General features: G+C 67.9%; 17 protein-coding genes. 13 read left to right on the top strand and 4 right to left on the bottom strand.

The annotated features are described in order from the left end of the window. Window positions 1–12: 12 nt before the first annotated feature. Window positions 13–1,389 carry a M16 family metallopeptidase gene (locus ACMV5O_RS01960; RefSeq protein WP_416161883.1) on the bottom strand — a complete coding sequence of 459 codons (1,377 nt, stop codon included), beginning with the start codon at window positions 1,387–1,389 and terminating at the stop codon, window positions 13–15. A 163-nt stretch (window positions 1,390–1,552) separates the two neighbouring features. Between ACMV5O_RS01960 and ftsY the strand changes: the two genes are divergently transcribed. From ftsY to ACMV5O_RS01925, 7 genes are all read left to right on the top strand, one after another. Then, a complete protein-coding gene (ftsY, locus tag ACMV5O_RS01955) occupies window positions 1,553–2,773 on the top strand; it encodes a signal recognition particle-docking protein FtsY (protein ID WP_416161882.1) in 1,221 nt (406 codons plus the stop codon). Beyond that, the gene (locus ACMV5O_RS01950; RefSeq protein ID WP_416161881.1) at window positions 2,770–3,465 is read left to right on the top strand and encodes a cell division ATP-binding protein FtsE; all 696 of its coding nucleotides are present in this window, start codon (window positions 2,770–2,772) and stop codon (window positions 3,463–3,465) included. The genes ftsY and ACMV5O_RS01950 overlap by 4 nt, the downstream gene beginning before the upstream one ends. Further along, window positions 3,462–4,358, top strand: coding sequence for a permease-like cell division protein FtsX (gene ftsX, locus ACMV5O_RS01945; protein WP_416161950.1), 897 nt, complete (start codon window positions 3,462–3,464; stop codon window positions 4,356–4,358). Before ACMV5O_RS01950 ends, ftsX begins: the two co-directional genes overlap by 4 nt. Before the next feature lie 200 nt (window positions 4,359–4,558). Then, window positions 4,559–5,122, top strand: coding sequence for an alkyl hydroperoxide reductase subunit C (gene ahpC / locus ACMV5O_RS01940; protein WP_416161880.1), 564 nt, complete (start codon window positions 4,559–4,561; stop codon window positions 5,120–5,122). A gap of 125 nt (window positions 5,123–5,247) precedes the next feature. Beyond that, entirely contained in the window at window positions 5,248–6,813 is a 1,566-nt protein-coding gene (gene ahpF, locus ACMV5O_RS01935; RefSeq protein ID WP_416161879.1) for an alkyl hydroperoxide reductase subunit F, read from the top strand. 114 nt (window positions 6,814–6,927) lie between these two features. Then, window positions 6,928–8,835, top strand: a complete 1,908-nt coding sequence (locus tag ACMV5O_RS01930; RefSeq protein ID WP_416161878.1) for an ABC transporter ATP-binding protein — start codon at window positions 6,928–6,930, stop codon at window positions 8,833–8,835. Window positions 8,836–8,900: 65 nt separating this feature from the next. Then, a complete protein-coding gene (locus ACMV5O_RS01925) occupies window positions 8,901–10,646 on the top strand; it encodes a diguanylate cyclase domain-containing protein (protein WP_416161877.1) in 1,746 nt (581 codons plus the stop codon). Window positions 10,647–10,716: 70 nt separating this feature from the next. Here ACMV5O_RS01925 and ACMV5O_RS01920 read toward each other — a convergent pair whose 3' ends face one another. Continuing rightward, the gene (locus ACMV5O_RS01920) at window positions 10,717–11,916 is read right to left on the bottom strand and encodes a CaiB/BaiF CoA transferase family protein (protein WP_416161876.1); all 1,200 of its coding nucleotides are present in this window, start codon (window positions 11,914–11,916) and stop codon (window positions 10,717–10,719) included. 281 nt (window positions 11,917–12,197) lie between these two features. Here ACMV5O_RS01920 and ACMV5O_RS01915 point away from each other — a divergent pair, with 281 nt between their 5' ends. From ACMV5O_RS01915 to ACMV5O_RS01900, 4 genes are all read left to right on the top strand, one after another. Then, window positions 12,198–13,271 (top strand): PDDEXK nuclease domain-containing protein, encoded by a 1,074-nt coding sequence (locus tag ACMV5O_RS01915; RefSeq protein WP_416161875.1) that lies wholly within the window; start codon window positions 12,198–12,200, stop codon window positions 13,269–13,271. Between the two features lie 4 nt (window positions 13,272–13,275). Beyond that, window positions 13,276–13,884, top strand: a complete 609-nt coding sequence (locus tag ACMV5O_RS01910) for a DUF938 domain-containing protein (protein WP_416161874.1) — start codon at window positions 13,276–13,278, stop codon at window positions 13,882–13,884. A 220-nt stretch (window positions 13,885–14,104) separates the two neighbouring features. After that, window positions 14,105–14,542, top strand: a complete 438-nt coding sequence (trxC, locus tag ACMV5O_RS01905) for a thioredoxin TrxC (protein WP_416161873.1) — start codon at window positions 14,105–14,107, stop codon at window positions 14,540–14,542. 184 nt (window positions 14,543–14,726) lie between these two features. After that, a complete protein-coding gene (locus tag ACMV5O_RS01900; protein ID WP_416161872.1) occupies window positions 14,727–15,161 on the top strand; it encodes a bacteriohemerythrin in 435 nt (144 codons plus the stop codon). A gap of 7 nt (window positions 15,162–15,168) precedes the next feature. Here the strand turns inward: ACMV5O_RS01900 and ACMV5O_RS01895 are convergent, their stop codons facing one another. Both ACMV5O_RS01895 and gcvA read right to left on the bottom strand, forming a co-directional pair. Further along, complete coding sequence (locus tag ACMV5O_RS01895; RefSeq protein WP_416161871.1) at window positions 15,169–15,453, bottom strand: DUF1330 domain-containing protein; 285 nt, start codon at window positions 15,451–15,453, stop codon at window positions 15,169–15,171. Window positions 15,454–15,547: 94 nt separating this feature from the next. Beyond that, the gene (gene gcvA / locus ACMV5O_RS01890) at window positions 15,548–16,450 is read right to left on the bottom strand and encodes a transcriptional regulator GcvA (RefSeq protein ID WP_416161870.1); all 903 of its coding nucleotides are present in this window, start codon (window positions 16,448–16,450) and stop codon (window positions 15,548–15,550) included. A gap of 201 nt (window positions 16,451–16,651) precedes the next feature. On the opposite strand from gcvA, the gene ACMV5O_RS01885 reads away from it, so the two are divergent. Together ACMV5O_RS01885 and ACMV5O_RS01880 are read left to right on the top strand one after the other, a co-directional pair. After that, window positions 16,652–17,503 carry a transketolase gene (locus ACMV5O_RS01885; RefSeq protein WP_416161869.1) on the top strand — a complete coding sequence of 284 codons (852 nt, stop codon included), beginning with the start codon at window positions 16,652–16,654 and terminating at the stop codon, window positions 17,501–17,503. Continuing rightward, on the top strand, window positions 17,500–18,501 hold the full coding sequence (locus tag ACMV5O_RS01880) for a transketolase family protein (protein ID WP_416161868.1): 1,002 nt from the start codon (window positions 17,500–17,502) through the stop codon (window positions 18,499–18,501). The genes ACMV5O_RS01885 and ACMV5O_RS01880 overlap by 4 nt, the downstream gene beginning before the upstream one ends. Window positions 18,502–18,525 lie beyond the last annotated feature (24 nt).

The following is an 18,525-nucleotide window of genomic DNA, read 5'->3' as shown; positions in this document are numbered from 1 at the left end:
GGTCTGGAAGCGTCAGTGGCGAGGCGCGGCGAACGGCGAGCGCGGGCGCTTGTCGCCCAGCGGCTGTGGCTCGAGGCGGGCGATGCTGAGGCTGTCGTCGTCGAAATAGCGCTGCGCGACGGCCTGCACCTCTTCGGCGGTGACTGCGCGCAGTCCGTCGAGCAGGCGCTCCTCGTCGCGCCACGACAGGCCGGCGGATTCCAGGTAGCCGATCTCCATCGCCTGCCCCATCAGCGAGTCGCGCTTGAAGACGCGGCTGGCGACGGCCTGGGTCTTGACCCGCGCGAGCTCCTCCGCACTGATGCCCTGGTCGCGGATGCGTTGCAGTTCGGCGCGCAGCGCGGCCTGCAACTCGTCCATCGTGCGTCCCGGCGCGGGCACGCCGTCGAGGTAGAACAGCGACGGCCCGCGCCCGCTGCCGTCGTAGCCGGCGCCGGCCGAGACGGCGAGCTGCTGGTCACGCACCAGACGGCGGGTGAGGCGGGCGCCGTCATAGCCGTCGAGCACCGCGGCCAGCACCTGCAGCGCGTAGGCCTCGCGGTCGTTCGCCGGGTCGCGCAGCGCGGGCACCGGCCAGGCCATGGCGAGGTAGGGCAGCTCGGCCGGTGCCCGCACCTCGGACTTGCGCGGGCCGCGCTGCGCCGGCTCGGGCGAGATGCGGCGTGCGGGCAGCGTGCGCGCCGGGATCGCGCCATAGTGCTTTTCGGCGTCGCGGAACACCTGCTGGTGGTCCACATCGCCCACCACCACCAGCCAGGCGTTGTTGGGGGCATACCAGCGTCGGTACCACTCGCGGGCGTCCTCGGGCTGCATCGCCTCGAGGTCGGGCATCCAGCCGATCACCGGGCGGCGATAGGGGTGGGCCTGGAAGGCGGTGGCCATCAATTGTTCATAGACCAGGGCGCGCGGCTGGTCGTCGGTACGCAGCCGGCGCTCCTCCTTGACGACCTCGATCTCGCGCGCGAACTCCTCGTCCTTGAGCACCAGGTTGTGCATGCGGTCGGCTTCGAGCGCCATCATTTCGGCGAGACGGTCGGGCGGCACCTGCTGGAAGTAGGCGGTGTAGTCCTTGCTGGTGAAGGCGTTGTCGCGCCCGCCGACGGCTGCCACGCGTTTGTTGAACTCGCCCGGGCCGACTTTGGCCGTGCCCTTGAACATCATGTGCTCGAGTACGTGGGCGACGCCCGAAACGCCGTCCGGCTCGTCCATCGCGCCCGCGTCATACCACACCATGTGCACCGCCGAGGGCGCGCGGCGGTCCTCCTTGACGATCAGCTTCATGCCGTTGGCAAGTGTGGTCTCGAATGGGTTGGCCAGCGCCGGTGGCGCCATCAACAGGGCGCTGGCAGCGCCCAGCAGCAGGGAACGGGAGAGGGTGTGGCGAAACATGGAGTTGTCCTGCATCTGTTAGAATTCGCGGCACTCCGCGGAGCCGTTGCGCGTGACGCTGGCGGGCGCCGGGGAGCCGCATCTTAGCGTGATCGGCTGCGTGCGCCCACGGCTCCCGGGGCGGCGCGCCGACGCAAAACGTCCTCTCTGACCCGAGCGTTTCATGTTTGGTTTCCTGAAGAAGAAGTCCGCCAAGGCTGAGGCCACGGCGCCTGCCGCGGCCGAGCAAATGCCGGCAGAGGCTGCACCCGAGGTGGCATCGACCGAGGTGGCGTCGGCCGAGCCTGTCGCCCAGGCGGTGACCGAGCCTGCCGTCCCGCCCGTGGCCGAGGCCGCCACGGCCGCCGAGGCGGCGCCCGCCGAGCGGGTCGAGGCCGCGCCTGCGGAGCCTGTCGAGCCGGCGACTCCCGCGCCGGGCGAGGCGCCCGCCCCCAGGCTGTCGTGGTCCGAGCGCCTGAAGGCGGGACTGGCGCGCACCCGGCAGCAGATCGGTGGCGGCCTGGCGAGCCTGTTCGGTCTGCGCAAGATCGACGAGGACCTGCTCGAGGAGCTCGAATCCACGCTGTTGATGGCCGACTGTGGCGTCGATGCCACCCAGCACCTGATCGCCGACCTGCGCCTGCGCTGGAAGCGCGACCGGCTGGAGACCGCCGACCAGCTGCAGAAGGCGCTCGCCGACGGCCTGCACGGCATCATCGCGCCGCTCGAGCAGCCGCTCGAGCTCGGCGGCCACCAGCCTTACATCATCATGATCGCGGGCGTCAATGGCTCGGGCAAGACGACCTCGATCGGCAAGCTGGCCAAGTATTTCCAGGCCCAGGGCAAGAGCGTGCTGCTCGCCGCCGGCGACACCTTCCGCGCCGCCGCGCGCGAGCAGCTGATGACCTGGGGCGAACGCAACAATGTCACCGTGGTCGCCCAGGAAAGCGGCGATGCCGCGGCGGTGATCTTCGATGCGATCAACGCCGCGCGTGCACGCAGGATCGACGTCGTGCTCGCCGACACCGCCGGCCGCCTGCCGACCCAGCTTCATCTGATGGAAGAGATCGCCAAGGTGCGCCGGGTGATTGCCAAGGCCGACCCCTCCGGCCCGCATGAGGTGCTGCTGGTGCTCGATGCCAATATCGGCCAGAACGCGCTGGCCCAGGTCAAGGCCTTCGACAAGGCCATCGACGTCACCGGCCTGGTCGTCACCAAGCTCGACGGCACGGCCAAGGGCGGCGTGCTGGCGGCGATCGCGCGCCAGTGTCCGAAGCCGCTGCGCTTCATCGGCGTCGGCGAAGGCATCGACGATCTGCAGCCCTTCAAGGCGCGCGAGTTCGTCGATGCGCTGTTCGAGCCGGGCGCCGCGGCGGTCAAGAGCGGAGCGGGCAAGCGCGCATGATCGTCTTCGAGGACGTGGCCAAACGCTATGCGGGCGGCTACACGGCGCTGGCCGGGGTCAGCTTCGAGATTCGCCATGGCGAGCTGGTCGTGCTGTCGGGGCATTCGGGCGCGGGCAAGAGCACCTTGCTCAAGCTGATCCCGGTGGTCGAGCGCCCCACCGGCGGGCGCGTGCTGATCAACGGGCAGGACGTGTCGCACCTGCCGAAATCGGCCATTCCCTACCTGCGCCGCAACCTCGGCCTGGTGCTGCAGGAGAGCCGGCTGCTGTTCGACCGCAGCGTGTTCGACAACGTCATGCTGCCGCTCGTCATCACCGGTCATCCGCCGCGTGATGCGGCGCGACGGGTGGCGGCGGCACTCGAGCGGGTGGGGCTGGACGGGCGCGGCAAGGAGATGCCCGCCGGGCTGTCGGGTGGCGAGCAGCAGCGGGTGGCGATCGCGCGTGCAGTCGTCAACAGGCCCTCCATCCTGATCGCCGACGAGCCGACCGCGCATCTCGATCCGGCCTATGCGTCCGACATTGCCGGGCTGTTCCGCTCGTTCAACGAGGCGGGCGTCACCGTGCTGGTGTCCACCCATGATGGGAGTCTCTTCGCGGCCAGCCGTCCGCGCCGGCTGGTGCTGGCAAAGGGCTTGCTGGTGGAGGATTCATGTCCGGGCGGGCGGGCAGTGATGGGGGTGGCGGCATGATGAACTGGCTCTATCTGCACGGGCGGGCGATCGTCCATGCCTTGCGCCGGCTTCTTGCGCAGCCGCTGGGTACCTTGCTGTCGGCGCTGGTGGTGGGCATCGCGCTGTCGCTGCCCGGTGGCGGCTACCTGCTGCTGGACAACGTGGCGACGCTGGCGCGCGGGGTGTCCGGCACGCCCGAGATCAGCCTGTTCCTCGACATGGATGCGGGCGCCGCCGAGCGGGCGGCCATCGAGCAGCGCCTGAAGGCGACCCCCGCGCTGGCGAGCTATCGCTTCGTGTCGCGCGACGAGGCCTTGCGCCAGCTCGAGGCCAGCGGCCTCGGCGACGTGCTCGGCGGCCTGACCGACAATCCCTTGCCCGACGCCTTCGTGCTGGCGCCGCGCACCGAGGATCCGGCGTTGTTCGAGCGCATGGCCGAGGACATGCAGGCCTGGCCCAAGGTGGCGCAGGTGCAGCTCGACTCGGCCTGGGTCAAGCGCCTGCATGCGCTGCTCGGGCTCGGCCGCTCGGCGGTGCTGATGCTGGCCGGCCTGCTCGGCTTTGCGCTGGTCATCGTCACCTTCAACACCATCCGCCTGCAGATCCTGACCCAGCGTCAGGAGATCGCGGTGAGTCGCCTGCTCGGCGCGACCGACCCGTTCATCCGCCGCCCCTTCTACTGGTTCGGCGGCCTGCAGGGGGCACTCGGCGGCCTGGTGGCGCTGGGCACGGTGTGGCTGGGCGTGCGCGCCTTGAGCGCCCCGGTCACGGCGCTGGCCGAAACCTACGGCGCGGTGTTCACCCTCGGCGGGCCGGACTGGCGCGCGGCGCTCGCGATCGTCGCCTTTGCCGCCTTCCTGGGCTGGCTGGGCGCGGCGATCTCGGTGCGTCGCCATCTGGCAGTGACTTGAATTCGGCGCCTCCGCCCCCAGATGCGAATGCGAAATCGATAGGTGGGAAGGCCGGGCGCTGCGGGCCGCTGTCCGGGGTCTTGATAGGCGGTTTCAATCGATAGTATCTCGATAATCAATTAGAGCAATATTTCCGCCTGGTCTAAACTGCCTTCCATCGAGTTTCAACCAACGTCCTGCAACCCTTCTGGAGGTTCTACATGTCGCTGATCAACACCCAAGTCAAGCCCTTCAAGGCCACCGCTTTCCACAACGGCAAGTTCGTGCCGGTCACCGAAGAGAACTTCATCGGCAAGTGGTCAGTGGTGATCTTCATGCCCGCCGCCTTCACCTTCAACTGCCCGACCGAGATCGAGGACGCCGCCGACCACTACGGTGAGTTCGAAAAGGCCGGTGCCGAGGTGTACATCGTCACCACCGACACCCACTTCTCGCACAAGGTCTGGCATGAGACGTCGTCTGCCGTCGGCAAAGCCCGCTTCCCGCTGGTCGGCGACCCGACCCACCAGCTGACCAACGCCTTCGACGTGCACATCGCGGAAGAAGGCCTGGCGCTGCGCGGCACCTTCATCATCAACCCGGAAGGCATCATCAAGACGATGGAAGTGCACGACAACGCCATCGCCCGTGACGTGACCGAGACCGTTCGCAAGCTGAAGGCCGCCCAGTACGTCGCTTCGCACCCGAACGAAGTGTGCCCGGCCAAGTGGAAGGAAGGCGAGAAGACCCTGGCGCCGTCGATCGACCTGGTCGGCAAGATCTAAGTCGCTGCATGCGCCCGGACCTACCCGGTCCGGGTTGCCCGTTGCACAGCCGGCCTCGTGCCGGCTGTGTCGCATCAGGACCGACGCAAACAGCGGCGGTCGTACTCATCAAGGGAGAAACCATCATGCTGGACGCCAATATCAAGACGCAACTGAAGGCCTACCTGGAGCGGGTGACGCAGCCGATCGAGATCGTGGCGTCGCTGGACGATGGTCCCAAGTCGCAGGAAATGCGCGAGCTTCTGCACGACGTCGCCGAGCAGTCCGCGCTGATTACCCTCACCGAGAACGGCAGCGATTCGCGCAAGCCCTCGTTCTCGGTCGGCCCCAGGGGCGGTGAAGGCCGCGTACGCTTCGCCGGCCTGCCGATGGGCCACGAATTCACCTCGCTGATCCTCGCCCTGCTGCAGTCCGCGGGCTATCCGCCGAAGGTCGAGGCCGACGTGATCGAGCAGATCAAGAGCCTCGAAGGCGAGTTCAACTTCGAGACCTACATCTCGCTGTCCTGCCACAACTGCCCGGACGTGGTGCAGGCGCTCAACCTGATGGCGATCCTCAACCCCAACATCCGCCACACCATGATCGATGGCGCACTGTTCCAGAAGGAGGTCGAGGCGCGCCAGATCATGGCCGTGCCGACGGTCTACCTGAACGGCCAGGAGTTCGGCCAGGGCCGCATGGAGCTCGGCGAGATCCTCGCCAAGGTCGACACCGGCGCCGCCGCGCGTGACGCCAGCAAGCTGTCGGCCAAGGAGCCGTTCGACGTGCTCATCGTCGGGGGCGGCCCGGCGGGCGCCGCGGCGGCGATCTACGCCGCGCGCAAGGGCATCCGCACCGGCATCGTCGCCGAGCGCTTCGGCGGCCAGGTGATGGACACGATGGCGATCGAGAACTTCATCTCGGTGAAGGAGACCGAAGGCCCGAAGCTGGTGATGGCGCTCGAGGAGCACGTCAAGCAGTACGAGGTCGACGTCATGAACCTGCAGCGCGCGGCCAAGCTCGTGCCCGGCAGCGAGGACGGCAGCGTGCTCGCCGAGGTGCAGCTCGAGAACGGTGCCGCGCTCAAGGCCAAGACCGTGATCGTGGCCACCGGCGCGCGCTGGCGCGAGATGAACGTGCCGGGCGAGCAGGAATTCCGCGGCAAGGGCGTGGCCTACTGCCCGCACTGCGACGGCCCGCTGTTCAAGGGCAAGCGCGTGGCGGTGATCGGCGGCGGCAACTCCGGCGTCGAGGCCGCGATCGATCTGGCCGGCATCGTCGCCCATGTCACGCTGCTGGAGTTCGCCGACGACCTGCGTGCCGACGCCGTGCTGCAGCGCAAGCTCTACAGCCTGCCCAACGTCACCGTGATCAAGAGCGCACAGACCACCGAAGTGACCGGCACCGACAAGGTCAACGGCCTGGTGTACAAGGACCGCAAGAGCGATGAGGTGCATCGCCTCGAACTCGAGGGCATCTTCGTGCAGATCGGCCTGCTGCCCAACACCGACTTCCTCAAGGGCACGCTCGAGCTGACCCGCTTCGGCGAGGTCATCGTCGATGCCAGGGCGCAGACCTCGCTGCCCGGCGTGTTCGCGGCGGGCGACTGCACCACCGTGCCGTACAAGCAGATCATCATCGCCATGGGCGAAGGCTCGAAGGCGGCGCTGTCGGCTTTCGATCACCTGATCCGCACGTCCGCGCCGGCCTGAGCGTCGCCGCTTCAGCCCGTCAAGCCGCCCCGCCCTCGCGCGGGGCGCTTGCATTGCGGGCACGTCCGGCGCACTTGCCTGTCACACCCCGCAGCCCATCAGGAGATGCCCGTCGTGTTGTTCCGCTGGTTTGAAAACCGCGTCGATGCCTACCCGGAAGCGCCGCCCGCGCCCGCGCCGAAGGGCTTCTTCGCCTTCCTGTGGGCCGGCACCGAGGGCCTGCGCCCCTTCATCCTCGGCATGACGCTGCTGACCGCGACCATCGGCGCCTTCGAGGCCCTGCTGTTCGCGATGCTCGGCCAGGTGGTGGACTGGCTGGCCGCGGTCGAGCCGGCGCGGCTGTGGGCGGACGAGGGCGGCAAGCTGCTGCTGCTGGCGGCGATCATCGTCGGCAGCATCGCGCTGGTGGCGCTGCAGACCATGCTCAAGCACCAGAGCCTGGCCGGCAACCTCCCGATGCGACTGCGCTGGAACTTTCACCGCCTGATGCTCGGCCAGAGCATGAGCTTCTATCAGGACGAGTTCGCCGGGCGGGTGTCGGCCAAGGTCATGCAGACCGCGCTGGCCGTGCGCGACACCTGCCTGATCATGACCGACATCCTGGTCTTCGTCGTGATCTACTTCGTCACCCTGACGGTGGTGGTGGCGAGCTTCGACCTCTGGATGCTGCTGCCCTTCCTCGGCTGGCTCATCCTCTATCTATGCACCCTGCGCTGGTTCGTGCCGCGCCTGGCGAAGGTGGCGCGCGCGCAGGCCGACGCGCGCTCGCTGATGACCGGGCGCATCACCGACGCCTACACCAACATCGCCACCGTCAAGCTCTTCTCCCATGCCGGGCGCGAGGCGGGCTACGCGCGCGGCGCGATGAAGGAGTTCATGCACACGGTGCATGCGCAGATGCGCCTGGTGAGCGGCATCGAGATCGTCAATCACAGCCTGGCGATGCTGATGATCCTGTCGACCAGCGGCGTCGCCTTGTGGCTGTGGACGCAGGGCGAGGTCGGCGTCGGGGCGGTGGCGGCGGCGACGGCGATGGCGCTGCGCCTGAACGGCATGTCGCACTGGGTGATGTGGGAGGCGGCCCAGTTGTTCGAGAACGTGGGCACGGTGCAGGACGGCATCAACACGCTGTCGCGTCCGCATGCGGTGGTCGACCGCGCGGATGCGAAGCCGCTGGTGGTCGAGCGTGGCGAGATCCGCTTCGAGCACCTGGTGTTCGCCTACGGCGCGCGCGGCCCCGAGGCGAAGCGGGTGATCGACGACTTTTCGCTGCGCATCCGCCCGGGCGAGAAGATCGGCGTGGTCGGGCGCTCGGGCGCGGGCAAATCCACCCTCGTCAACCTGCTGCTGCGCTTCTACGACCTCGAGCAGGGCCGCATCCTGATCGACGGCCAGGACATCGCCGGCGTCACCCAGAACAGCCTGCGCGCGCAGATCGGCATGGTCACGCAGGACACCTCGCTGCTGCACCGCTCGGTGCGCGACAACATCCTCTACGGCCGTCCCGACGCCAGCGACGAAGACATGATCGCCGCGGCCAAGCGCGCCGAGGCGCACGACTTCATCCTCGGCCTGACCGACCCCAAGGGCCGGCGCGGCTACGACGCCCACGTCGGCGAGCGCGGCGTGAAGCTGTCCGGCGGCCAGCGCCAACGCATCGCGATTGCGCGCGTGATGCTCAAGGACGCCCCCATCCTGCTGCTCGACGAAGCCACCAGCGCGCTCGACTCCGAGGTCGAGGCCGCCATCCAGGCCAGCCTGTACCGGCTCATGGAGGGCAAGACCGTGGTCGCGATCGCGCACCGGCTGTCGACGATCGCCGCCATGGATCGCCTGGTGGTGATGGACAGGGGGCGCATCGTCGAGGAGGGCGACCATCGCAGCCTGCTCGCGCACGGCGGGCTGTACGCGCGTTTGTGGGCCCATCAAAGCGGCGGCTTCCTGGGCGAGGAGGCCGAGGACGGCGCCGACGAGCAAACCGGCCAAGGCGCCGACGAAGGGGCGCCAGCCGCCTTGGCGTGATGGATGCAGCGGCGTCGCCACGGGCGACGCATTAAAATGCGCTTATGAACCCCGATCGGCCTGCCATGCCCCCGCCCCGTACGCCGCTGGACGTCAGTTTCGTCCGCACGGTGGCGATCGTGTATGCATCGTGTGGGCTGCTGTTCGGCACCCTGATGCTGCTCGAGTGGCACTGGATCGATCGCAGCATCGCCGCGGTCGCGCGCGAGCGTGGCGCGGCGCTGTTCTCGCTGATCGAGACGACCCGCGCGTGGAATGCGCGCCATGGCGGGGTGTACGTGCCCGTCACCGAGGACGCGAAGCCCAACCCCTATCTGATGCATCCGCAGCGCGACATCACCACCACCGACGGCCGCGCGCTGACCATGGTCAACCCGGCCTACATGACGCGCCAGATCGCCGAGATCGCCGAACGCAGCGAGGGCATCCAGCTCCACATCACCAGCCTCGATCCGATTCGTGCGGAAAACGGTCCGGACCCCTGGGAGGCTTCGGCTCTCGCGCGTTTCGACCGCGGGGAGCCGGAGGTGCTGGCGCTGGTCGATCAGGCTGGCACCCCGGTGCACCGCTACATGGCGCCCCTGGTCGTGGTGTCCGCCTGCCTGCAGTGCCATGCCGTACAGGGCTACAAGGTGGGGGACATCCGCGGCGGCATCTCGGTGAACATGCCGGCACAGGCGCTGGTCGAGATGCGCGATTCGCAACGCTGGCGGGCGGGTGTGCTGCACCTGGCGGCTTTCGTGCTCACGGCCGGGCTGATCCATGGCCTGCTGCTCGTCCAGCGCCGCCACCTGCGGGCGGTGCGCGACCTCAATGCCGCGCAGGAGCGGCTGATCGCGCGTCGCACCCAGGAGCTGGCCGAGGCCAACCAGCAACTGGCCGGCGAGGTCGAGCAGCATCGGCGCAGCGCGCGCCAGCTCGCCGACAGCGAGGCGCGCTACCGGGCGATCTTCGAGGGCGCGGCGGAGGGCATCATGGTGACGGACGAGCACGCCCGCATCACCCAGGTCAATCCGGCCTTCTGCGACATCACCGGCTACGCGGCCGACGAGGTGATCGGCCGCAGCCCGGCCCTGATGGCTTCGGGCAGGCACGACGCGGCCTTCTTCGACGACATGCTCGCCCAGCTCGCGCGCGACGGCGCCTGGCAGGGCGAGATCTGGAACCGGCGCAAGAGCGGCGACCTCTACGTGCAGTGGATGTCCGTCGCGCGCATCGGCGACGCCGCCGCGCCGCAGGGCTATGTCGCCACGCTGACCGACATCACGCAGCGCAAGAAGGCCGAGGAGGAGATCCGCTACCGCGCCGATCACGACCCGCTCACCGGCCTCCCCAACCGTGCGCTGTTCGACGACCGCCTGGCCCTGGCGCTGGCCGGCGCCCATCGGCGCGGACAGCAGTTCGCGCTGTTGTTCGTCGATCTGGACTACTTCAAGGCGGTCAATGATCGCTTCGGCCATCTTGCCGGCGATGCGCTGCTGGTCGAGGCCGGCACCCGGCTGAATGACTGCGTGCGCGAGTCGGACACGGTGGCGCGCTTTGGTGGTGACGAGTTTGCCGTGATCCTCAACGAGGTCGGCGGCGCCGGCGAGGCCGAGGAGGTCGCCGGCCGCATCGCCGGCGCCCTCGCGCGCCCCTTCGTGTTCCCGCAGGGCGAAGCGCAGATCTCGGCCTCGATCGGCGTGGTGCTCGCACCGCAAGACGGTAGCGATGCCCAGACCCTTCAGCGGCGGGCGGATCTGGCGCTCTACGCGGTCAAGCAGGGCGGCCGCGGCTGCCACCGCTTCTACTCGGCGGAACTCGGAGGCTGATCCTGTCGGTGCTGCCCGTGCATTGGCTGCGCATGGGCGTTGGGGTGCGCGTGCGGCCAGCAGGCCGGGATCAGACCGCGCCCGTGGCACGCAGCCGGGCGATCTCCGCCGCGCCGTAACCCAACGCCTGCAGGACCGCGTCGGTGTGTGCCCCCAGCGCCGGCCCGATCCACTCGCTGCCGCCCGGCGTCGCCGACAGCTTCGGCACCACCCCCGGCATGCGACAGTCGCGGCCGTCGGGCAGCTTCACCGTGTGCAGCATCTCGCGCGCGAGGAATTGCGGGTCGGCGAACATGTCGGCCACCGAGTAGATGCGCGAGGCCGGCACCTCGGCCGCGGCGAGCGCGGCCAGCACCTCGGCCTCGTCGTGCTGCGCCACCCAGGCGTCGATCAGCGCGTAGAGTTCGTCGCGGCGGGCATCGCGGCCGGCGTTGTCGGCCAGCGTGGGGTCGGCGGCGAGGTCGTCGTGGCCCATCGTCTTCATCAGGCGGCGGAAGATCGCGTCGCCGTTGGCGCCGATGGTGATGTGGCGGCCGTCGCGGGTGGTGTGGGTGTTGGACGGCGTGATGCCGGGCATGATGTTGCCGGTGCGCTCGCGCACGAAGCCGAAGACGTCGAACTCGGGCACCAGCGATTCCATCATCGCGAACACCGCCTCGTACAGCGCCACGTCCACCACCTGGCCCGCGCCGCCGTTGACCTCCTTGTGGCGCAGCGCCATCAGCGCGCCGAGCGCGCCCCACAGCGCGGCGATCGAGTCGCCGATCGAGATCCCGGTCTTGACCGGCGGGCGGTCGGGAAAGCCGGTGACGTAGCGCAGCCCGCCCATCGACTCGCCGATCGCGCCAAAGCCCGGCTGCTGCGCCATCGGTCCGCTCTGGCCGAAGCCCGACAGGCGCACCATGACCAGGCCGGGGTTGATCGCCGATAGCGCGTCCCAGCCCAGGCCCAGCTTGTCGAGCACGCCGGGGCGGAAGTTCTCCACCACGATGTCGGCCTCGGCCACCAGCCTGCGCACCACCGCGACGCCGTCGGCGTGCTTGAGGTTGACCGTCACCGACTTCTTGTTGCGCGACTGCAGGTACCACCACAGCGAGGTGCCTTCGTAGAGCTTGCGCCACTTGCGCAGCGGATCGCCGCCGTCGGGCGACTCGATCTTGATCACCTCGGCGCCAAACTCGGCGAGGATGCGGGCGGCGAAGGGGCCGGCGATAAGGGTGCCGAGTTCGACGACCTTGAGGCCGGAGAGGGGTTTGGTGGGGGTGGTCATGGTGGAGTGTGGCTTGAAAAGGGGTGCGTCATTATCCCAGCGTTGACGCGTATGGCTGAGTATCTGTGGCCGGTGCGTGGTTTGATCGTGTTGGCTTGCTTGCCCTCGGAAGGGCGCCCACGCGATGCTTGGGTCTTGCATACAATTCGTGCATGGGGCGCGAGCGCTTCCGCCGGCGCGTAGGCGTGTGAACGCCTGTGCTCCACCATCGAGGCCAAGCTGCTTTGCTTTGCGAAGGGCGGATTGATGATGTACGAATTTACGACAGAGGCTGGAGAGGAATGAGCGGAATCCGCAAGGCCGGCGTTGCGCCTGCCGCAGGCTCGGGGCAGGAGGAACTCCTCTGCGATATCCGGAAGCTCATCGAGGAGAGCCGCCGCCAGCTCGCCCGCACCGTCAATAGTGCGCTCGCCCAGCTTTACTGGCACATTGGCCATCGGATCCAGCGCGAGGTGCTCAAGGGCGAGCGCGCCGCCTATGGTGAGCAGATTGTCTCGGCACTGGCGAAACAATTGGCGACTGACTTCGGGCGCGGCTTTACCGAGAAGAACCTGCGCCACATGCTGCGCTTTGCCGAAGTGTTCCCCGATGCGGTGATTGTCTCCGCGGCGCGGAGACAATTGACCTGGACCCATTTCCGCACATTGATCTACATCGACGACCCGCTCAAGCGCGACTTCTACCTGCAGATGTGCCAACAGGAAGGCTGGAGTACCCGCTGTCTCCAAGAACGGCTCGATTCCCAGTTATTTGAACGCACGACGCTCTCCAGACAACCCGATGCATTGCTCGAGCAGGAACTGGCCGCCCTGCGCCAGAGGGGCGAGCTCACGCCGGCCCTGCTGCTCAAGGACCCCTATGTGCTGGACTTCCTCGGTCTGCAGGACCGTTACCTCGAAAAGGACCTTGAGGACGCCATCCTGCGCGAGCTGGAGTCATTCCTGCTTGAACTGGGCGCGGGCTTTAGCTTCGTCGCCCGTCAGAAGCGCATCCAGATTGACCACGACGACTTCTATATCGACCTGCTGTTCTACAACCGGCGTCTGAAGCGCCTGCTGGCCATTGAGCTCAAGCTCGGCGAGTTCAAGGCCGAGTACAAGGGCCAGATGGAGCTCTACCTGCGCTGGTTGGCCAAGCATGAGCGCGAGCCGGGTGAAGCTCCGCCGCTGGGCATCATCCTGTGCACCGGCAAGAAGCGCGAACAGATCGAACTGCTGGAGCTCGACGCCAGCGGCATCCACGTCGCCGAGTACCTCACCGTGCTGCCACCGAGGGAAGTGCTGCAGGCCAAGCTGCATGAGGCCATCGTTCGCTCACGAGCACGACTGGAGAGCCTTGGTGGGGAGGGTGTTTGACCCCATGCCGAGCCCCGACCGCCGCCAGTTCTCACCCTCCGCCGCGCGCAACCGCGATCCCATTCTCGCCGTGCTGCAGCGCGTGCTGCCGGCCGCAGGCCTGGTGCTCGAGCTCGGTAGCGGCACTGGCGAGCACGCGGTGCATTTCGCCCGCCACCTGCCGGCGCTGCGCTGGCAGCCGAGCGATGCCGACCCCGCGGCGATGCCTTCGATCACGGACTGGGTGGCGTACAGCGCGCTGCCCAACGTGCTGCCCCCGCTGTGCTTCGATCTTGCGGCCAGCCCCTGGCCGGTCGCCGCGGCCGACGCGATCGTGGCGATCAACGTGCTGCATTACTCGCCGTGGGAGAGTACGCCCGCCCTGTTTGCCGGTGCGGCGGCGGTCTTGCCTGCGGGCGGGGTGGTTTATTGCTATGGCCCTTACCGCCGCGCTGGCGCCCACACCGCACCGAGCAATGCCGATTTCGACGAATGGCTGCGCAGCGTCGATCCGCGCTTTGCCGTGCGCGACCTGGAAGCGGTGCAAGCCGAAGCGCAGCGGCGCGGTTTTCGGCTGGAAGAAGTGGTCGACATGCCGGCGAACAACTTCAGCCTGGTGTTCCGCCGCGCCTGAGGGCGCGTGGCTGGCGCAAGCAGCCCGATCGTTGTCGGAACCCGCTGCGGCCTGGCACCGGTCAGCACGTGCCGTGCGTCGATGCACTTGATTTCTCGAGCCCGGGCCTCATGTGTCGTAGCGGGTCGGTGGGCATGCGGTCCCTGGCTGCGGCGGCCTGGCTTGGCAAGCCGATCCGCGCTTGCGACCCGATGTCGAGACCCACTTTCAGGAACACGTCATGAACGAATCACTGCACATCGTTTGCCCCCACTGCCACGGCATCAACCGCGTGCCTGGCAATCGGCTGGGCGAGGCGCCCAGTTGCGGTCGCTGCCATCAGGCGCTGTTCGCCGGCGCGCCGGCGGCGCTCACGGCCGACAGCTTCGCACGCCATGTCGAGCGCAATGACCTGCCCGTGCTGGTGGACTTCTGGGCGCCCTGGTGCGGGCCCTGCAAGATGATGGCGCCGCAGTTCGAGCAGGCCGCAGGCATGCTCGAGCCGCGCCTGCGCCTGGCCAAGGTGAACACCGAGGCCGAGCCGGGTGTGGCGGCGCGCTTCGGGATTCGCAGCATCCCGACCATGGTGCTGTTTCGCGGCGGGCGTGAGCTTGCGCGCCAGAGCGGCGCCATGGGCGCGCAGGACATCGTGCGCTGGGTGACGGCGCAGCTTGGCTGAAGGCGCTTCGCGACAGGCGTCCCTGGGCGACGCCATGGCCACCCATCGACGGCGCCTGGGGCGTTGCGCCGCTTTCAGGTCGGAGGCGAGGCTGTCATCATCCTTGCTGTAGTTCAGGCTCGCGCATCGTGGTCACGGATCGTCCGTCACCGGTGCGTCCATGCAATCGAAAGGTAAGCGCAATATGCCCATCTTCTGGCGCCCGCAGATGAGCATCGGCCACGACGAGATCGACGCCGACCATCGCTATCTCATCCTGCTGATCAACACGGTCGAGCTTGTGCTGCGCTTTCCCGAAAACCGGCCGCACATCGAGATGGCGCTCGAGGAACTCAGGCGCTACGCGGCAGGGCACTTCGAGCGTGAGGAGCGCATCCAGATCGCCTGGGGCTACATCCACCTCGACCAGCACAAGCAGGAACATCGCCAGCTGCTGCGCGAGCTCGACGGCCTGGTCGAGCGCATCCGGGCCTTGCTCGATGATCCCGCGGTCGGCGCCGATGGGCTGCGCGACCAGAGCCAGGAGCTGATCAACTTCCTGCGCCACTGGCTGGTGGACCATGTGATGAAGGCCGACATGCGGCTCGTGCCCTTGTTCAGGAAGCAGAAGACGATCTGAGCAAGCGTCAGGCCTCGTAGGCGGTGAGCACGACTTCGGCGGCCCGCTCGCGCAGTGGAATCAGCGCCTGGTAGGCCGCCGACGCGAACCAGCCCTGCAGTGCGGCGGTGTCGGCGAAGCGCAGCACCACGACGTCGGCGTGCGGGTCTTCTCCCGCCAGCGTCGCGAGCCGGCGCCCCCTGAACACCAGCTCGCCGCCCCAGGGGGCGAGGGTGTCCGGAACCTTGCTGCGGTATTCGGCCCACAGCCCTTCGTCCTTTACCGTGATGTGTCCGATCGCGTAGGCGCTCATGTCGGTCTCCTTGAAGAGGGTGTTTGTACGTTCGGCGCTCGAGCGGGAACCTCAGGACGGGGGCGGGTGCCATTTTCGCTGACTTCGCAGGTGTCTAGCCGACCCGTCTTCCCTCCAGTTCGTCGAACAACCATTGCTGGAAGCTGCGGATCTTGGGCAGTTCGGCGCGGGACTTGAGCAGGTTGAAGGTGTAGCCCTGGACCTTCGGGCCACTCAGGCCGAAAGGCGCGACGAGGCGGCCGGTTTCCAGTTCGCGCTGCACAAGCAGCAGGCTCTCCAGGCAGACACCCAGGCCGTCGACGGCGGCGCTGATGGCCATGAACGAGCGGTCGAAGCGCAGGCCGCGTGAGATGTCGAGCCTGACCTTGCGGTGCTGGCGCATCCAGTCGCGCCAGCTCACCAGGCAGACCTCGCTGTGGATCAACGTGTGGTGGGCGAGGTCCTCCGGGCTGCGGATGGGGTGTTCGCCATCGAGTAGCGTCGGGGCGCACAGCGGCACGATGGTCTCGGCCGGGAAGCTCAGCACCATGGTGCCAGCCGGCTGCAGGCGGCGCAGGCCGTAGCGGATGTCGATGTCGACCGCGCCGGAGACGAGGTCGACGGCGTCGGTCGAGGCATTGAGGCGCACGTCCACGTCCGGGTTCAGCGAGCTGAAGCGTGCCAGCCGCGGCATCAGCCACTGGGTGGCGAAACTCGGCGTCGAATGCACCGTCAGGATGTCGATCTTCTCCGTCCGCCCCAGTTCGCGCGTCGCCAGCTCGATGCGCGAAAAGGCCGCCGACACCTCTTCGGCATAGCGCCGCCCGGCGTCCGTCAGGACCACCGCCCGGTGCACGCGGTGAAAGAGCTGGACGCCGAATTGCGCTTCAAGCTGCTTGACCTGGTGGCTGACCGCCGAGGGGGTGACGAAGAGTTCCTCTGCTGCAAGCGCGAAGGAGGACAGCCGCGCTGCGGCCTCGAACGCCTGGATGGCCTTGAGGGAGATCCGATTGTGCATTGCAGCATTCACATGAGTTCAATTCATCTATGAGGTCATAAATAATCGTTTGAGGCCCATAAATCAAGCGAATAAGCTTTCCCTCACTCGCTGGACGCCTTTCACGGTGTGCCGGCAGGGCCGGGGAAGGGGTTCTCCGGTCGAACGAAACGATCCCGCCCGGCGCACCCGCGTTGCCGGGTTCAAGTCAAGGAGAACTGCGTGCAAACAAGTCTTTCACCGGCCCACGCCCGGGTTGCAGAAAGCGCCTACCGCATTCGCCGCTTCGCGCTGCGGATGGGCGAGGTGCAAGGGCAGGGCTATGTCGGCCAGGCCCTGGGCTACGCCGACGTGCTGGCGACGGCCTACTGCCATGCGATGAACTTCCGCCCCGAGGACCCGGAGTGGGAAGGCCGCGACCGCTTCCTGCTGTCCCACGGCCACTACGCCATCGCCTTCTACGCCGCGCTGATCGAGGCGAAGATCATCCCCGAGGACGAGCTCGAGACCTACGGCAGCGACGACAGCCGCCTGCCGATGTCGGGCATGGCGACCTACACGCCGGGCATGGAGATGTCGGGCGGCTCGCTCGGCCAGGGCCTGCCGATCGCGGTCGGCATCGCGCTCGGCCTGCGCCTGAAGGGCAACCCGGCCTTCGTATACAACTCGATGTCCGACGGCGAACTCGACGAGGGCTCGACCTGGGAGGCGGCGATGGGTGCTGCGCACCATGGCTTGGGCAACCTGATCTGCATCGTCGACATCAACAACCAGCAGGCCGACGGCCCCTCGAGCAAGGTGATGGGTTTCGAGCCGCTGGCCGACAAGTGGGCCTCCTTCGGCTGGCATGTGCAGCGCGTCGATGGCAACGACCTCGCCGCCGTCATCGCTGCATTCGATGCCGCGCGCAACCTGACCGACGCCAAGCCGCGCGTGATCCTGTGCGACACCCTGATGGGCAAGGGCGTGCCCTTCCTCGAGACGCGCGAGAAGAACCACTTCATCCGCGTCGATCCGCCCGAGTGGCAGCAAGCCCTCGACATCCTCGACCAAGCCCAGGGAGCCGCCCGATGAGCACCGCCACCGCCAAGAAGCCTCGCCTGACCACCTCGGCGATGATTGCCTCGATCGCCTCCGAAGGTCAGCGCGTCAAGGCCGCGCCCTTCGGCAAGGCCCTGGTCGAGCTCGCCGCCAAGCGCCCCGAGATCGTCGGCCTCACCGCCGACCTCGCCAAATACACCGACCTCCACCTGTTCGCCCAGGCCTACCCCGAGCGCTTCTTCCAGATGGGCATGGCCGAACAGCTGCTGATGGCCGCAGCCGGCGGCATGGCCAAGGAAGGCTTCGTGCCCTTCGCCACCACCTACGCGGTGTTCGGCACCCGGCGCGCCTTCGACTTCGTGCATCAGGTGATCGCCGAGGAGAACCTCAACGTCAAGATGTGCTGCGCGCTGCCCGGCTTGACCACCGGCTACGGCCCCAGCCACCAGGCCACCGAGGACATCGCGCTGATGCGCGGCATCCCCGGCATGACCATCATCGACCCCTGCGACGCGCTCGACATCGAGCAGGCGGTGCCGCAGATCGCCGCCCACAACGGCCCGGTGTACATGCGCCTGCTGCGCGGCAACGTGCCGCTGGTGCTCGACGAGTACGACTACACGTTCGAGCTCGGCAAGGCCAAGCTGCTGCGCGATGGCAAGGATGTGCTGGTGATCTCCTCCGGCATCCTCACCATGCGGGCACTTGAAGTGGCCAAGGCGCTGGAAGCGGACAAGGTCGACGTCGGCGTGCTGCACGTGCCGACGATCAAGCCGCTCGACACCGCGACCATCCTGCGTGAAGCGGGTCGCTCCGGTCGCCTGGTGGTGGTGGCAGAGAACCACACCTCGGTGGGCGGCCTCGGCGAGGCGGTCGCGACCGCGCTGCTGACCGCCGGCGTGACGCCGCAATTCCGCCAGGTCGCGCTGCCGGACGCCTTCCTCGACGCCGGCGCCTTGCCCACCCTGCACGACCGCTACGGCATCTCTGCCGAAGCCATCGCCGCCACCCTCAAGGGCTGGCTCGGATAACCCGTCTTTCCCCAACCCCGCTTT

Source organism: Thauera sp. WH-1, from assembly GCF_047806685.1.
GTDB lineage: Bacteria > Pseudomonadota > Gammaproteobacteria > Burkholderiales > Rhodocyclaceae > Thauera.
This window is presented reverse-complemented; position numbering and strand designations above follow the sequence as displayed.

Bases quoted from the DNA above. Each gene is read 5' to 3' on its own strand.
- ACMV5O_RS01960 (WP_416161883.1), bottom strand. From the start codon at position 1,389: ATGTTTCGCCACACCCTCTCCCGTTCCCTGCTGCTGGGCGCTGCCAGC.
- ftsY (WP_416161882.1), top strand. From the start codon at position 1,553: ATGTTTGGTTTCCTGAAGAAGAAGTCCGCCAAGGCTGAGGCCACGGCG.
- ACMV5O_RS01950 (WP_416161881.1), top strand. From the start codon at position 2,770: ATGATCGTCTTCGAGGACGTGGCCAAACGCTATGCGGGCGGCTACACG.
- ftsX (WP_416161950.1), top strand. From the start codon at position 3,462: ATGATGAACTGGCTCTATCTGCACGGGCGGGCGATCGTCCATGCCTTG.
- ahpC (WP_416161880.1), top strand. From the start codon at position 4,559: ATGTCGCTGATCAACACCCAAGTCAAGCCCTTCAAGGCCACCGCTTTC.
- ahpF (WP_416161879.1), top strand. From the start codon at position 5,248: ATGCTGGACGCCAATATCAAGACGCAACTGAAGGCCTACCTGGAGCGG.
- ACMV5O_RS01925 (WP_416161877.1), top strand. From the start codon at position 8,901: ATGCCCCCGCCCCGTACGCCGCTGGACGTCAGTTTCGTCCGCACGGTG.
- ACMV5O_RS01920 (WP_416161876.1), bottom strand. From the start codon at position 11,916: ATGACCACCCCCACCAAACCCCTCTCCGGCCTCAAGGTCGTCGAACTC.
- ACMV5O_RS01915 (WP_416161875.1), top strand. From the start codon at position 12,198: ATGAGCGGAATCCGCAAGGCCGGCGTTGCGCCTGCCGCAGGCTCGGGG.
- ACMV5O_RS01910 (WP_416161874.1), top strand. From the start codon at position 13,276: ATGCCGAGCCCCGACCGCCGCCAGTTCTCACCCTCCGCCGCGCGCAAC.
- trxC (WP_416161873.1), top strand. From the start codon at position 14,105: ATGAACGAATCACTGCACATCGTTTGCCCCCACTGCCACGGCATCAAC.
- ACMV5O_RS01900 (WP_416161872.1), top strand. From the start codon at position 14,727: ATGCCCATCTTCTGGCGCCCGCAGATGAGCATCGGCCACGACGAGATC.
- ACMV5O_RS01895 (WP_416161871.1), bottom strand. From the start codon at position 15,453: ATGAGCGCCTACGCGATCGGACACATCACGGTAAAGGACGAAGGGCTG.
- gcvA (WP_416161870.1), bottom strand. From the start codon at position 16,450: ATGCACAATCGGATCTCCCTCAAGGCCATCCAGGCGTTCGAGGCCGCA.
- ACMV5O_RS01880 (WP_416161868.1), top strand. From the start codon at position 17,500: ATGAGCACCGCCACCGCCAAGAAGCCTCGCCTGACCACCTCGGCGATG.